This window comes from Micromonospora sp. CCTCC AA 2012012 (assembly GCF_040499845.1).
Classification (GTDB): Bacteria; Actinomycetota; Actinomycetes; order Mycobacteriales; family Micromonosporaceae; genus Micromonospora; species Micromonospora mangrovi.
The window spans coordinates 6,328,728-6,342,268 of sequence record NZ_CP159342.1 but is presented as its reverse complement, the minus strand read 5'-3'; the positions used below and the strand labels follow the sequence as shown (position 1 = coordinate 6,342,268).

Here is a 13,541-nt window from a genome sequence, read left to right as displayed (position 1 = left end):
ACCGCCTACCGGGACGACTTCGGGTCGAGCGCGTCACGCAGCGCGTCGCCGAGCAGGTTGAAGGCGAGCACGAGGAGGAAGATCGTGACGCCGGGGAAGAAGACGTACGCCGGATCGGTCTGCAGGTACGGGATGCTCTGGAAGATCATCCGGCCGAAGTCGGCGGTCGGTTCGAGGATGCCGATGCCGAGGAACGACAGCGCCGCCTCGCCGGTGATGTACTGCGGCACCGCGAGAGAGAAGGCGACCAGGATCGGCGCCCAGAGGTTCGGCAGGAGCTGCCGGAAGAGCATGTGGCCCAGTCCGGCGCCGCTGGCCCGGGCCGCCTCCACGAACTCCCGTTCGCGCAGCGAGATCACCTGACCGCGGACCAGCCGGGCGGTGCTGGTCCAGCCGAACGCGGCGAAGATGCCGATCAGCACGGCCACCTGGAACGTCGGCGGCACCTCCTCGCGCGGGCCGTAGAAGCGCAGCGCCACGGTCGGCACCACGGCCAGCGCGAAGATGAGGAACGGCAGGGCCAACGCCACGTCGGTGATCCAACTGATCACCGCGTCCACCACCCCGCCGAGGAAACCGGCGAGGATGCCGGCGATCACGCCGATCGCGGTGGTGACCAGCGCGGCGGCGAAGGCGATGAAGAGCGACGTCCGCATCCCGTAGACCATCCGGACGAAGATGTCCCGGCCCAGCCGCGGTTCGAGGCCGAACCAGTGGTCGCCGGTGATGCCGCCGACGTAACCCAGCGGCATGCCGTTGCCGTCGAGCAGGTGTGAGAACTGCTCGTTCGGGCCGACGCCGTAGAGCCGGGAGACCAGCGGCGCGGCCAGCGCGAGCAGGATGAAGAAGAGCAGCACCGCGCCGCTGACCACCGCGGTCCGGTCCCGGCGCAGCCGGGCCCAGGCGAGCTGCCCGGGCGACCGGCCCACGAACGCCTTCTCGGCGGGCTTGACCGGGTCGGCGGCCGGCGCGATCTCCGCCCGCGCCGCACCCTCCACCGGGGACAGGCTCATGGGGCCACCTCCAGGTTCTCGCCGGTGTCGGCCGCGATGGTGCCGGCCTCCGGGAAGTGACAGGCGGTCGACTGCCGGCCGCCGTCGCGGGCGACCAGCGCGGGTTCCTCCGTCGCGCACCGCTCCTGGGCCTTCCAGCACCGGGTACGGAAGCGGCAGCCCGACGGCGGGTTCAGCGGGGTCGGCACGTCCCCGCTCAGCCGGATCCGGCCGGCCGGCCCGAGCGTGGTGACGTCGGGGATGGCGGAGAGCAGGGCCCGCGTGTAGGGGTGCTGGGGGCGGGTGTAGATGTCGTCGCGGTCACCGATCTCGACGATCTTCCCGAGGTACATGACCGCGACCCGGTGGCAGAAGTGCCGCACGACGGCGAGGTCGTGGGCGATGAACACGAACGCCAGGTCGAGGTCGCGTTGCAGGTCGCGTAGCAGGTTGATGACCTGGGCCTGGATCGAGACGTCGAGGGCGGAGACGGGTTCGTCGGCCACGATGAGCCTGGGCCGCAGGGCGAGCGCGCGGGCGATGCCGATGCGTTGGCGCTGCCCGCCGGAGAACTCGTGCGGGTAGCGGTTGTAGTGCTCCGGGTTCAGCCCGACCAGTTCGAGCAGCTCCTGCACGCGCTTCTTGACCCCGCCGGGCGGGGTGATGCCGTTGACCTGCAACGGCATGGCCACGATCCGGCCGACCGTGTGGCGCGGGTTCAGCGAGGCGTACGGATCCTGGAAGATGATCTGGAGGTCCTGCCGCAACGGCCGCAGCGCGCCCCGCCGGGCGTGGGTGATGTCCCGGCCGGCGAACTCGATGGTGCCGTCGGTCGGCTCCAGCAGCCGCACCAGCATCCGCCCGGTGGTGGTCTTCCCGCAGCCGGACTCCCCCACCAGGCCCAGCGTCTCCCCCGGCCGGACGTCGAAGTCCAGCCCGTCGACCGCCCGGACCATCCCGGACGCCCGGAATCCGTTCCGCACCGGGAAGTGCTTGGTCAGCCCCCGGACCTTCAGCAACGCTTCGCTCATCGGGCGACTCCGACCTGGGCGACGTCCTCCTGATAGAGCCGGGTGCGCTCGTCCGCCGGCAGGTGACAGGCGACGAGGTGGCCCTCCTCGCCGGCCGGGCGCAGCTCGGGGACCTCGGTGCGGGAGCGGTCACCGTTGCGGCCCGCGTACCGGCAGCGCGGGTGGAACGCGCACCCCGACGGCAGGTTGATCAACGACGGCGGGCTGCCGGCGATCGGCACCAGGTCCGCGTCCGCGTCACCCCGCAACGAGGGCACGCTCGACAGCAGACCCCAGGTGTACGGATGCTGCGGGCGCCGCAGCACCTGCTCGACCGTTCCCCGCTCCACCGCCCGGCCCCCGTACATCACCAGCACGTCGTCCGCCACCTGCGACACCACCCCGAGGTCGTGCGTGATCAGGATGATCGCCGAGCGGAACTCGGCCTGGAGGTCGGCCAGCAGGTCCAGGATCTGCGCCTGCACCGTCACGTCCAGCGCCGTCGTCGGCTCGTCCGCGATCACCAGGTCCGGATCGTTCACCAGGGCCATCGCGATCATCGCCCGCTGCCGCATCCCGCCGGAGAACTCGTGCGGATACTGGTCGAACCGGCGGGCCGGCTGCGGGATCCCCACCCGGCCCAGCATGTCCACCGCCCGCCCGCGCGCCTCCCGTCGACCGGCCCGCGGGTGGTGCACCCGGTACGCCTCGGCGATCTGCCGGCCGACCGTGTAGTACGGGTGCAGCGCGGACAGCGGGTCCTGGAAGATCATCGACATGTCCCGGCCGCGCAGCCGCCGTACCTCCTCCTCCGGCAGGCCGACCAGCTGACGGCCGCCGACGGAGATCTCGCCGGTGACCGTGGCGCGCTTGGTGTCGTGCAGGCCGAGGATGGCCAGCGAGGTGACGCTCTTGCCGGAGCCGGACTCACCCACGATGCCGAGGGTCCGCCCCCGCTCGACGGCGAAGGAGATCCCGTCCACGGCCCGCACCACGCCGTCCTCGGTGTCGAACCGGACCCGCAGATCGTCGACCCGCAGGTAGGGCCCGTCGGCGGAGCGCTGCTCCGGCACGCGGGGGCGGTCCGGTTCCCCGGACGGCGACGACTCCGAGCTGCCCACGACCGCCTCCCTCAGTGTTGAAGAGAACCTACAACAAACGTCTGAGGGCGAAAATAAGCTACAAGCCGGAAGCTGTCAGCGGCCCCAGGGTAACGACTCCGTTGCGGCCGTGAACAGTCCTCACGCTGGACATCCACCATCGCAACTCGATGTCACCCCTCCCCCGTCGCACGTCGGGTGCGACCATGGACCGGGCGGCAACGTCAAGATTCTCGCCGGCGGCGAGGTGGAGGTGACCATGACGGCGGCGGTGTTCGACCACGACGGACCGTGGACCGAAGAGGAGTACCTCGCGCTCGGCGAGACGTCTCAGCGCGTCGAACTCTTCGACGGGAGCCTCCACGTGACCCCAGCCCCCACCCCACGACACCAGAACATCTCCGGCGAGTTGCGGGCCGCGCTGCGCCTCCCCGCGCGAGCGGCAGGGCTGCACGTGCTCGAAGGGGTCAACGTGCGGCTCCGGCCCGGCCGGATCCCGATTCCCGACCTGGTCATCACTGGCCCGATCGACTTCGACGAACTCAACGTCGAAGCCCGGGACGTGCGACTGGTCTGCGAGATCATATCGCCGAGCAACGCGGCCACCGACAAGGTGCTGAAGATGCACTACTACGCCGCCGCGGGCATCGAGTGGTATCTCCTGATCGAACAGGAGAACGCCACGCTGCACCTGCACCGTCGGCACCACAGCCACTACAAGGAGCAGTCGGTGACCAAGCCCGGCCAGGTCCTGGAGCTGAGCGAGCCGGTGCGGGCGACGATCCGGCCGGAGGATCTCGTCCCCTGACGGATGTCGGTCGGCTCGCCTAGGGTCGGTCGCATGAGCGAGTTCGATGCGGCGGGTGCCGCCGTACAGGCCGCACTCGACGCCGGTGCCCGCTATGCGGACGTCCGGGTGATGCACCGCCGCTACGAGTCGATGTCCGCCCGCAACGGCGACATCGAGGAGCTGGCGCAGGACGAGAGCATCGGGCTGGGCGTGCGGGCGCTGGTCGGGTCGGGCTGGGGCTTCCACGCCGTACCGGATCTGTCGGACGCCGCGGCCCGCGACGCCGGCCGGCGCGCCGCGCGGATCGCCGCCGCGAGCGCGCGGGTCCCCGGCCCGCCGATCGACCTGGTCGCCGCCGAGCCGACCGTGGCGAGCTGGTCCTCCGGCTGCGACGTCGACCCGCTCGGGGTGGCCCTCTCCGACAAGGGTGACCTGCTGGTCCGGGCCACCGGCACGATGCGGGAGCACGGCGCCGACCTGGCCGAGGGGCTCTATCAGATCTGGGACACCGCCAAGTGGTTCGTCTCCAGCGAGGGGCACCGGATCGACCAGCGGATCCGCGAGTGCGGCGGCGGCATCTCGGCCACCTCGATCGGTGCCGGCGAGACCCAGCGCCGCTCCTACCCCAGCTACCGCGGGCAGTACGGCACCACCGGCTGGGAGCTGGTCACCTCGCTCGACCTGGTGGGGCACGCCGCCCGGATCGCCGAGGAGTCCCGGGAGCTGCTCACCGCGCCCGAGTGCCCGGCCGGGGAGACCGACCTGATCCTCGGCGGCGAGCAGCTCGCCCTGCAGATCCACGAGTCGGTCGGGCACGCCATCGAGCTGGACCGGATCCTGGGCTGGGAGGCCGCCTTCGCCGGCACGTCCTGGCTGGACCTGGCCCAGCTCGGTTCGCTGCGCTACGGCTCCGAGCTGATGAACGTCACCATCGACCCGACCATCCCGGGCGCGCTGGGCAGCTTCGGCTTCGACGACGAGGGTTCCCCGGCGGTCAAGCGGGACGCGGTCCGTGAGGGCCGGTGGGTGGGCGTGCTCGCCGGCCGGGACTCGGCCGCCGTCGCCGGTCTCGGCTACGGCGGCAGCGTACGCGCGGACGGCTGGGCCCGGCTGCCGATGGTGCGGATGACCAACGTCGGCCTGGAACCCGGCCCGCACACCCTCGACGAGATCATCGCCGCCACCGACGACGGCGTGCTGATGGACGTCAACCGCTCCTGGTCGATCGACGACAAGCGGCTCAACTTCCAGTTCGGCTGCGAGGTCGGCTGGGAGGTGCGCAACGGCCGGCGCGGGCGGATGCTGCGCAACCCCACCTACACGGGGATCGGTCCGCTCTTCTGGCGCTCGATGGACATGCTCTCCAGCGAGATCGTCCCGTGGGGGACGCCGAACTGCGGCAAGGGCCAACCCGGCCAGATCGGCCACACCGGCCATCCCTCCGCGCCGGCCCGCTTCCGCAACGTCCGAGTGGGGGTACGCGCGTGAGCGCGAGGAGTGCAGCGAAGCGGAGCCCCGCAGTCGCGAACGAAAGGCGAGCCCGGTGAGCGCGAGGAGTGCAGCGAAGCGGAGCCCCGCAGTCGCGAACGAAAGGCGAGCCCGGTGAGCGCGAGCAGTGAGCTGGAGATCGCGGGTCGGGTCGTGGAGCTGGTCCGGCGGCTCGCCGGGCCGGACGCGCAGGCCGAGGCCGTGGTGACCCGGACCGATCTGGCGCTGACCCGGTTCGCCAACTCGTTCATCCACCAGAACGTCGCCGAGTCGGGCGTCACGGTGCGGCTGCGGGTGCACGTCGACGGACGTACCGCGTCGGGAGGCGGGAGCCTGGTCGACCCGGACGGCCTGCGGGCGCTGGTCGAGCGGACGCTGACCGCCGCCCGGCTCTGCCCGGTCGACCCGGCCTGGCCGGGGCTGACGGCGCCGTCGCCGGTGCCGCCCGGGACGGCACCGGACGAGGCCACCGGGCACGCCGACCCGGACGAGCGCGCCGCGCGGGTACGCGCCTTCGTCGACGCCGCCGAGGGGCTGGAGACGGCCGGCTTCTGCCGCACGTCGTACCGGTCGGGGGCGTTCGCGAACTCGGCCGGGCACTCGGCGCAGGGGCGCAGCGCGGAGGCGGCGATGGACGGCATCGCCCGTACCGGCGGGTCGGACGGGGTGGCCCGGCTCTGCGCCGACCGGCTCGCCGACCTCGACGGCGCCGTCCTGGGGGCCCGGGCGGCGGCGAAGGCGCGGGCCGCCGCCGACCCCGTCGAGCTGCCACCGGGGCGCTACGAGGTGGTCCTCGAACCGGCCGCCGTCGCCGACCTCCTCCAGAATCTCGCCTGGTACGGCTTCAACGGCAAGCGGTACGCCGAGCGGCAGAGCTTCGCCGAGCTGGGTGCCGCCCAGTTCGACCCGGCGGTGTCCCTGGTCGACGACCCGCTGCACTCCTCGACCCTGCCGTACGACCTGGAGGGCACCGGCCGTGGGCCGCTGACCCTGGTGGACGCGGGGGTGACCCGGGCGGTGGTGCACGACCGGCGCAGCGGCGCGCAGGCGGGCACCGGCTCCACCGGGCACGGCATGCCGGGCGCGGCCACGTTCGGCCCGATCCCGCACAACCTCCGGCTCCTGCCCGCCCCGACCGGCGATGGTGCGACCGACGGCGCCACGCACGCCGGCACCCGGGGCAACGACCCCACCGACCGGCTGCCCGCAGTGGCGGGCGGGGTGACCGGCGCGGTGGCCGACCCGGACACCGCCGAGCTGGTCGCCGGGATGGAGCGCGGCCTGCTGGTCAGCGACTTCTGGTACACCCGGGTGCTGGACCCGAAGAGCCTGGTCATCACCGGGTTGACCCGCAACGGGGTGTGGCTGGTGGAGGACGGCGTGCCCACCCGGGCGGTGCGGGACTTCCGGTTCACCGAGTCCTACCCCCGCGCGCTCGGGCCGGGTGCGGTACGCGGCCTGGGGCGGCGGTCGGTGCGGCAGCCGGACCGGATGGACGGCTCCTGGTGGGACGCGCCGCCGCTGCGGCTGGCCGCCTGGAACTTCACCGGCGGCGCCTCCGGCTGACCGCTCGGGCCGTGGTTCACATATTGATCTTGGTCTAGGGTCTTTCCAACCTGCGGGACACACGGGACACTGCGTTGCGCGGCCGGGCCGCGAAGATCGGCGTAACGTGTGTCACTTAGCTGCGCCGTCACGCCGGTGCGGTCGTTGGTGTGTGCGCATGACGTGGCAGTGGACGCGGTCTCGCCGGTCCGCTGACCGGTACCGAACGAGATCCGCCGCCCGCGAGGGCTGCCCGTCAGGGAGACGAACTCGAATGACATCAACGGCAACGAGGCCGCGGGGCGGGCGAGCGCGCGCCGCCATCGCGGCGAAGACGTTGCGGACCGACCGCTGGTGGCTCGCCCCACTGATCACCGTCATCGGGCTCGGCGCCTGGGTCACGTACGCGACGGTCCGGGTGTTCATGCACCGCGACTACTGGGTGCCGCAGTACCACTACCTGACCCCGTTCTACTCCCCCTGCGTCACCGAGCGGTGCGTCGAGGGCTCCTCGCACTTCGGCAGCTTCCTGCCCGGCTGGTGGATCATCCCGGACGCGGCGCTGACCCTGCCGTTCCTGCTGCTGTTCCGGTTGACCTGCTACTACTACCGCAAGGCCTACTACCGGTCGTTCTGGCTCTCGCCGCCGGCCTGCGCGGTCCCGGACGGGCACAAGTCCTACAGCGGTGAGACCCGGTTCCCGCTGCTCGGTCAGAACCTGCACCGCTACTTCTTCTACGCCGCCGCGATCATCTCGCTGATCAACACCTGGGACGCGATCTACGCGTTCCACTCGCCGAAGGGCTTCGGCTTCGGCCTGGGCAACGTGATCCTGCTGGTCAACGTGGTGATGCTCTGGGCGTACACGATCTCCTGCCACTCCTGCCGGCACATCATCGGCGGTCGGCTCAAGCACTTCTCGGCGCACCCGGTGCGCTACAAGGCGTGGACGTTCGTCTCCAAGCTCAACGTCCGGCACATGCAGCTCGCCTGGATCACCCTCGGCACGCTGGCGCTGACCGACTTCTATGTCATGGCGGTGGCCGCCGGCTGGTTCAACGACCTGCGCTTCATCAACTAGAGGTAGCCCTGGACATGACTGAGACGCGAATCGAACGACACCACTACGACGTCGTCGTGATCGGGGCCGGCGGCGCCGGCCTGCGCGCGGCGATCGAGGCCCGGCTCGCCGGCAAGAAGACGGCGATCATCTCGAAGTCGCTCTTCGGCAAGGCGCACACGGTGATGGCCGAGGGCGGCGCGGCGGCCGCGATGGGGAACGTGAACAGCCGGGACAACTGGCAGGTGCACTTCCGGGACACCATGCGCGGCGGCAAGTTCCTCAACAACTTCCGGATGGCCGAGCTGCACGCGAAGGAGTCGCCGCAGCGGATCTGGGAGCTGGAGACGTACGGCGCGCTCTTCGACCGCACCAAGGACGGGAAGATCTCGCAGCGCAACTTCGGTGGCCACGAGTACCCCCGCCTGGCGCACGTCGGCGACCGGACCGGCCTGGAGCTGATCCGCACCCTCCAGCAGAAGATCGTCTCCCTCCAGCAGGAGGACAAGCGGGAGTTCGGCAGCTACGACGCGCGGATCAAGGTCTTCGCCGAGACCACCATCACCGAGCTGCTGCTCGACGGCGACCGGGTGGCCGGCGCGTTCGGCTACTACCGGGAGTCCGGCGAGTTCGTCCTCTTCGAGGCGCCGGCCGTGGTGCTGGCGACCGGCGGCGTCGGCCGCTCCTACAAGGTCACCTCGAACTCGTGGGAGTACACCGGGGACGGTCACGCCCTCGCGCTGCGCGCCGGGGCGACGCTGATCAACATGGAGTTCCTCCAGTTCCACCCGACCGGCATGGTCTGGCCGCCCTCGGTGAAGGGCATCCTGGTCACCGAGTCGGTGCGCGGCGACGGCGGCGTGCTCAAGAACTCCGACGGCAAGCGGTTCATGTTCGACTACGTCCCCGACGTCTTCCGCAAGCAGTACGCGGAGACCGAGGAGGAGGCGGACCGCTGGTACACCGACCCGGACAACAACCGGCGTCCGCCGGAGCTGCTGCCCCGCGACGAGGTGGCGCGGGCGATCAACAGCGAGGTCAAGGCCGGTCGGGGTACGCCGGCCGGCGGCGTCTATCTGGACATCGCCTCGCGGCGTTCGGCGGAGGAGATCCGTCGCCGCCTGCCGTCGATGTACCACCAGTTCAAGGAGCTGGCCGACGTCGACATCACCGCCGAGCCGATGGAGGTCGGCCCGACCTGCCACTACGTCATGGGTGGCGTCGAGGTGGACCCGGACTCCGGGGCGGCGTACGGCACCGTGCGGGGGCTCTTCGCCGCCGGTGAGGTCTCCGGCGGCATGCACGGCTCCAACCGGCTCGGCGGCAACTCCCTGTCCGACCTGCTGGTCTTCGGCAAGCGGGCCGGCGGCCACGCCGCCTCGTACGCCGATCAGCTCAGCTCGCGCCCGACGATCGCCGTCGCGGCGGTCGAGGCGGCGGTGGAGACGGCCCTGGCCCCGCTGCAGCGGGACACCGGCGAGAGCCCGTACGTCCTCCAGCAGGACCTCCAGGCGGTCATGGGCGACCTGGTCGGCATCATCCGGCGGGAGGGCGAGCTGGTCGACGCGCTGAGCCGGCTGGCGGAGCTGCGCGAGCGGGTCGCCAAGGTGAGCGCGGCCGGCGGCCGGCGCTACAACCCGGGCTGGCACCTGGCGCTGGACCTGCGCAACATGCTGGTGGTGTCGGAGTGCACCGCGAAGGCGGCGCTGGAGCGGCAGGAGTCGCGCGGCGGGCACACCCGGGAGGACCACCCGGCGATGGATCCGGCGTGGCGGCGGGTCAACCTGGTCTGCGCGCTGGACGGCGACACCGTCCGCCTGACGCACAAGCCGCTGCCGAAGATGCGGCCGGAGCTGATCGGTCTCTTCGACCGGGCGGAGCTGGCCAAGTACCTGACCGACGAGGAGCTCGCCGAGTTCGACGCCCTCGCTGCGGAAGAGGAGCGCTGAGCAATGGGCAACCACAGTTCACCGGCGGCCGGCAAGCCGGGGGCGAAGCGACAGTTCCGCATCTGGCGGGGCGACGAGAACGGCGGCGACCTGCAGGACTACGCCGTCGAGGTGAACGAGGGCGAGGTGGTCCTCGACGTCATCCACCGGCTCCAGGCCACCGACGCTCCCGACCTGGCCTGCCGGTGGAACTGCAAGGCCGGCAAGTGCGGCTCCTGCTCGATGGAGATCAACGGCAAGCCGCGGCTGAGCTGCATGACCCGGATGTCGACGTTCGAGGAGAACGAGACGGTCACGGTCACGCCGCTGCGGACGTTCCCGGTGATCCGGGACCTGGTCACCGACGTCTCGTTCAACTACGAGAAGGCCCGGGAGACCCCGGCGTTCGCGCCGCCGGCCGACCTGGCGCCGGGCGACTACCGGATGCAGCAGGTGGACGTCGAGCGCTCGCAGGAGTTCCGCAAGTGCATCGAGTGCTTCCTCTGCCAGAACGTCTGCCACGTGATCCGCGACCACGACGAGAACAAGCAGGCCTTCTCCGGCCCGCGGTTCTTCATCCGGGCCGCCGAGCTGGACATGCACCCGCTCGACGCGAAGACCGACCGCAAGGAGTACGCGCAGGCCGAGCAGGGTCTCGGTTTCTGCAACATCACCAAGTGCTGCACCGAGGTCTGCCCCGAGCACATCAAGATCACGGACAACGGGATCATCCCCATGAAGGAGCGGGTCGTCGACCGCAGGTACGATCCCCTCGTGTGGCTTGGTAGCAAGATCTTCCGGAGGGGTCAGGTGCCTCAGACCAGCTCGACCAGCGGGCATCACCGCGGCGCCGTGACCGCCAGCGCAGCCCACGGCGGTGTGCACTCGCACGCCGGCGGCTCGCACGACGCGCGGGCCGAGGCCCAGGTGCAGCAGGGCGTCAACTGGCACCGCGAGGTGCCGCACCCGACCGCCCCGGCGGTCGACGACAACGGCAAGCTGCCGCTCACGGAGCTGACCTTCGACCGGGCGGCGGCGCCGTCGCCGTTCGGCGACGACGTCACGTTCCCACTGCCGCCGGAGCACCTCAACTTCGCGCACCCGCAGCAGGACGAACCGAAGCACTGAGCAGGGCGACAACGACGACGGGGGCCGCGGCGACTGCCGCCGGCCCCCGTCCCCTTTTCGACCTGCTGTCCGCTTCCGCTCAGCGTGGGGCGAGCAGCGGGCGGAGCGCGGCGACGATGGGGGCGTCGGCGGGCAGCCAGTCGACGGTGTCCAGTTCGGCGGCGGAGAGCCAGCGCAGCGCGGAGTGCTCCAGCGCCGTGGGCTGGTCGTCGTGCAGCAGGCGGGCCGCGTACACCTTGAGGACCGAACGGCCGTGGGCCATCCGCACGTCGCGGCCGACCCGGTCGCCGATCTCGACGCGTACGGCGAGTTCCTCGGCGCACTCGCGGACCAGGGCTGCGGTCTCGCTCTCCCCCGGCTCGACCTTGCCGCCGGGGAACTCCCACCGGCCGGCCACCTCGGGTGGGGCGGCCCGGGCGCAGGCCAGGACCCGCCCGCCCGCGATGATCGCCGCCCCGACGACCACTCTCGGCTCGTGTCGGTCGGCCTGTCCGTTTCCGCTTACCCGTTCGGTCCGCACGGGCGTCCAGCGTGCCAGATCAATCGGCGGTTTGGGTAGCGCCCTCGTCCGTCAGGCCAGGAGAACTCGGAAGTGTGGGCGTGGACACACCTTCGGTGCGACGACAGACTAGAGGTCGTCGACGAGGACACGGGATGGCGACGATTTGGCCACAAGCCGGCAACGACGCCTGGGAGGTGCGGTGATGCGCGTGCTGTTCAGCGGCCGGGCGAAGCACGACTACCTCAGCGACGCGCTCACCCTGCTCTCCGGGTGGACCCGCGAGGGTGAGCAGATCCGCCGGACCCTGGTTCTGGACGACACCCAGCACGCGGCCCTCACCGAGCGGGTGAAGGTGGTCGCGGACGCGCTGCGCGTACGCCCGGACATCAGCCGGCGGGCGGATCGTACCCAGATCCGGGTCGGGCACGGCGACGGCGAGCCGTTGACCGAGGGCGAGGTCCTGCTCGCCGCCCGCATCGAGGACGCCGTCCGCGCCGTCACCAACTCCTGACCTCCCACCGCCGGCTCGACACCCCCTGATCGTGCGCCGATCCGGGCGTACGGGGCGAGTGGCTGAAAAGAAGCTGAGAACATTCTTGTTTCCGGCGAAGTACGTACGGGTACCTGAATCCCGGCGGGAGACCACGAACCCTCTCGCAAGGGACGAACCACTCGATACGCACTTTTGGGAGCTTCAGATGGCTACGTCCACCACCCACACGACCGACCACACCGACCACGGTCACCTGGACCGCGACGCCCGGCACCTCAACCGGCACGGCGACGAGACCAAGCCCTCGTGGAAGACCACCGAGCTGGCCGTCTATCTGCTCTCCGTGATCGGGGTGCTGATCGCCTCCAACGCCGTGGGCGACGGGTCGGCGAACAACGGCGCGGACTACTTCGCGGCCGACAAGGCGTGGTGGTACATCACCCTGCTGACCATCGGTTACCTGATCAGCCGGGGCCTGGCGAAGTCCGGCAGCCGCAGCCGGGACAACGACCCGCGCACCAACCACTGATCCGAACTCGCGCAGGGGGCCCGCCGACCACGTCGGCGGGCCCCCTGGCGCGTACTGCCTACCGTGGACCGCATGGCCAAGGCGACGTACGACCGCAAGGAACAGTTCCAGCAGATCCAGAGCGGCCTGCTCAACGGCGAACAGATCATCGCCGTCTACGACGCGATCGGCACGGGCACCGGGTTCATCGGCCTGACCGACCGGCGGGTGATCATCCAGGACCGCTCATTCGTCGGCAAGCGCTTCGCCATCACCAGCATCCCGTACGCGAAGATCACCAGCGTGAGCGTGGTCAGCAACAAGTCGTGGGGCGGGTCGTTCTTCTCCACCGGGGCGATCGCGATCCACGTCGGCGCGCACACCTACGAGGTGGAGTTCCGGGGCGCGGAGAAGAGCCACCACGTGCACAACGTGATCCTGCACTACATCTCCTGACCGCCCAGGCGCTTGCGCATCTGCACCGAGGTGACCTCGAAGCCCATCTCGTCATAGAGCGCGCGGGCACCGGCGTTGAAGCCGAAGACGTTCAGCCCGATCGAGACCACGCCCAGCTCCCGGCAGACCCGTTCGGCGGCCTGGATCATCGCGCGACCGTAGCCCTTGCGGCGCAGGTCCTCGCGGACCTCCAGGTCGTAGCCGAAGGCGTGCACGCCGTCCGACTTCTGCTCCAGGTGCAGCCAGAGCCGCCCGACCTCGTCGTCGCCGTCGTACGCCGTCCACAGCCGGTGGCCCTCGGTGGCGAGCCCCGCCGGCAGGAGGCGCTGGTAGTCGGCCCGGGACTTCTCCCGCGCCTCCGGCAGCGGCATGGCACCGGAGTCGGCGATGTTCTGCGCGTACTCCTCCTCGGCGCGTTCCCGGTACCGCTCGTACTGCTCGTCGGTCATCGGTGCGAGTCTCAGGGTCTTCATCCCCGACACGGTAGCCGTGGCCGGCCGCGCGGGTCGCTCCCTTTTGTGCGGGCCCCGGCGCACCGGGT

Annotated in this window: 14 protein-coding genes; 9 read left to right on the top strand and 5 right to left on the bottom strand. The window is 71.0% G+C overall.

Features of this window, described 5'->3' with window-relative positions:
• Positions 1–5: 5 nt before the first annotated feature.
• Genes ABUL08_RS28765 through ABUL08_RS28755 form a run of 3 tightly spaced genes read right to left on the bottom strand, consistent with a single transcriptional unit; the run spans position 6 to position 3,123 of the window.
• On the bottom strand, positions 6–1,013 hold the full coding sequence (locus tag ABUL08_RS28765; protein WP_350933182.1) for an ABC transporter permease: 1,008 nt from the start codon (positions 1,011–1,013) through the stop codon (positions 6–8).
• Complete coding sequence (locus tag ABUL08_RS28760) at positions 1,010–2,023, bottom strand: ABC transporter ATP-binding protein (RefSeq protein ID WP_350933180.1); 1,014 nt, start codon at positions 2,021–2,023, stop codon at positions 1,010–1,012. Before ABUL08_RS28760 ends, ABUL08_RS28765 begins: the two co-directional genes overlap by 4 nt.
• Complete coding sequence (locus ABUL08_RS28755; RefSeq protein ID WP_377521814.1) at positions 2,020–3,123, bottom strand: ABC transporter ATP-binding protein; 1,104 nt, start codon at positions 3,121–3,123, stop codon at positions 2,020–2,022. Before ABUL08_RS28755 ends, ABUL08_RS28760 begins: the two co-directional genes overlap by 4 nt.
• 238 nt (positions 3,124–3,361) lie before the next feature.
• On the opposite strand from ABUL08_RS28755, the gene ABUL08_RS28750 reads away from it, so the two are divergent.
• From ABUL08_RS28750 to ABUL08_RS28725, 6 genes are all read left to right on the top strand, one after another.
• Entirely contained in the window at positions 3,362–3,910 is a 549-nt protein-coding gene (locus ABUL08_RS28750) for a Uma2 family endonuclease (RefSeq protein ID WP_350933179.1), read from the top strand.
• A 33-nt stretch (positions 3,911–3,943) separates the two neighbouring features.
• Entirely contained in the window at positions 3,944–5,380 is a 1,437-nt protein-coding gene (locus tag ABUL08_RS28745; RefSeq protein ID WP_350933178.1) for a TldD/PmbA family protein, read from the top strand.
• A 114-nt stretch (positions 5,381–5,494) separates the two neighbouring features.
• Positions 5,495–6,946: a TldD/PmbA family protein gene (locus tag ABUL08_RS28740; protein ID WP_350933177.1), complete on the top strand. Its 1,452-nt coding sequence runs from the start codon at positions 5,495–5,497 to the stop codon at positions 6,944–6,946.
• 253 nt (positions 6,947–7,199) lie between these two features.
• Positions 7,200–8,006 (top strand): hypothetical protein, encoded by an 807-nt coding sequence (locus ABUL08_RS28735; RefSeq protein ID WP_350933176.1) that lies wholly within the window; start codon positions 7,200–7,202, stop codon positions 8,004–8,006.
• A gap of 14 nt (positions 8,007–8,020) precedes the next feature.
• Complete coding sequence (locus ABUL08_RS28730; protein WP_350933174.1) at positions 8,021–9,934, top strand: fumarate reductase/succinate dehydrogenase flavoprotein subunit; 1,914 nt, start codon at positions 8,021–8,023, stop codon at positions 9,932–9,934.
• 3 nt (positions 9,935–9,937) lie between these two features.
• Entirely contained in the window at positions 9,938–11,041 is a 1,104-nt protein-coding gene (locus ABUL08_RS28725; RefSeq protein WP_350933173.1) for a succinate dehydrogenase/fumarate reductase iron-sulfur subunit, read from the top strand.
• 79 nt (positions 11,042–11,120) lie between these two features.
• On the opposite strand, the gene ABUL08_RS28720 is transcribed toward ABUL08_RS28725, so the two are convergent.
• On the bottom strand, positions 11,121–11,561 hold the full coding sequence (locus ABUL08_RS28720; protein ID WP_350933172.1) for a (deoxy)nucleoside triphosphate pyrophosphohydrolase: 441 nt from the start codon (positions 11,559–11,561) through the stop codon (positions 11,121–11,123).
• Between the two features lie 184 nt (positions 11,562–11,745).
• On the opposite strand from ABUL08_RS28720, the gene ABUL08_RS28715 reads away from it, so the two are divergent.
• The 3 genes from ABUL08_RS28715 to ABUL08_RS28705 all read left to right on the top strand — a co-directional run bounded on the left by ABUL08_RS28715 (position 11,746) and on the right by ABUL08_RS28705 (position 13,000).
• On the top strand, positions 11,746–12,054 hold the full coding sequence (locus tag ABUL08_RS28715) for a 4a-hydroxytetrahydrobiopterin dehydratase (RefSeq protein WP_350933171.1): 309 nt from the start codon (positions 11,746–11,748) through the stop codon (positions 12,052–12,054).
• A gap of 187 nt (positions 12,055–12,241) precedes the next feature.
• Positions 12,242–12,565, top strand: a complete 324-nt coding sequence (locus ABUL08_RS28710) for a hypothetical protein (protein WP_350933170.1) — start codon at positions 12,242–12,244, stop codon at positions 12,563–12,565.
• 72 nt (positions 12,566–12,637) lie between these two features.
• Positions 12,638–13,000, top strand: coding sequence for a PH domain-containing protein (locus ABUL08_RS28705; RefSeq protein WP_350933169.1), 363 nt, complete (start codon positions 12,638–12,640; stop codon positions 12,998–13,000).
• Here ABUL08_RS28705 and ABUL08_RS28700 read toward each other — a convergent pair.
• Entirely contained in the window at positions 12,988–13,473 is a 486-nt protein-coding gene (locus ABUL08_RS28700; protein WP_350933168.1) for a GNAT family N-acetyltransferase, read from the bottom strand. The genes ABUL08_RS28705 and ABUL08_RS28700 overlap by 13 nt on opposite strands.
• Between the last annotated feature and the right edge of the window lie 68 nt (positions 13,474–13,541).

Bases quoted from the DNA above. Each gene is read 5' to 3' on its own strand.
- ABUL08_RS28765 (WP_350933182.1), bottom strand. From the start codon at position 1,013: ATGAGCCTGTCCCCGGTGGAGGGTGCGGCGCGGGCGGAGATCGCGCCG.
- ABUL08_RS28760 (WP_350933180.1), bottom strand. From the start codon at position 2,023: ATGAGCGAAGCGTTGCTGAAGGTCCGGGGGCTGACCAAGCACTTCCCG.
- ABUL08_RS28750 (WP_350933179.1), top strand. From the start codon at position 3,362: ATGACGGCGGCGGTGTTCGACCACGACGGACCGTGGACCGAAGAGGAG.
- ABUL08_RS28745 (WP_350933178.1), top strand. From the start codon at position 3,944: ATGAGCGAGTTCGATGCGGCGGGTGCCGCCGTACAGGCCGCACTCGAC.
- ABUL08_RS28735 (WP_350933176.1), top strand. From the start codon at position 7,200: ATGACATCAACGGCAACGAGGCCGCGGGGCGGGCGAGCGCGCGCCGCC.
- ABUL08_RS28730 (WP_350933174.1), top strand. From the start codon at position 8,021: ATGACTGAGACGCGAATCGAACGACACCACTACGACGTCGTCGTGATC.
- ABUL08_RS28725 (WP_350933173.1), top strand. From the start codon at position 9,938: ATGGGCAACCACAGTTCACCGGCGGCCGGCAAGCCGGGGGCGAAGCGA.
- ABUL08_RS28715 (WP_350933171.1), top strand. From the start codon at position 11,746: ATGCGCGTGCTGTTCAGCGGCCGGGCGAAGCACGACTACCTCAGCGAC.
- ABUL08_RS28710 (WP_350933170.1), top strand. From the start codon at position 12,242: ATGGCTACGTCCACCACCCACACGACCGACCACACCGACCACGGTCAC.
- ABUL08_RS28705 (WP_350933169.1), top strand. From the start codon at position 12,638: ATGGCCAAGGCGACGTACGACCGCAAGGAACAGTTCCAGCAGATCCAG.
- ABUL08_RS28700 (WP_350933168.1), bottom strand. From the start codon at position 13,473: ATGAAGACCCTGAGACTCGCACCGATGACCGACGAGCAGTACGAGCGG.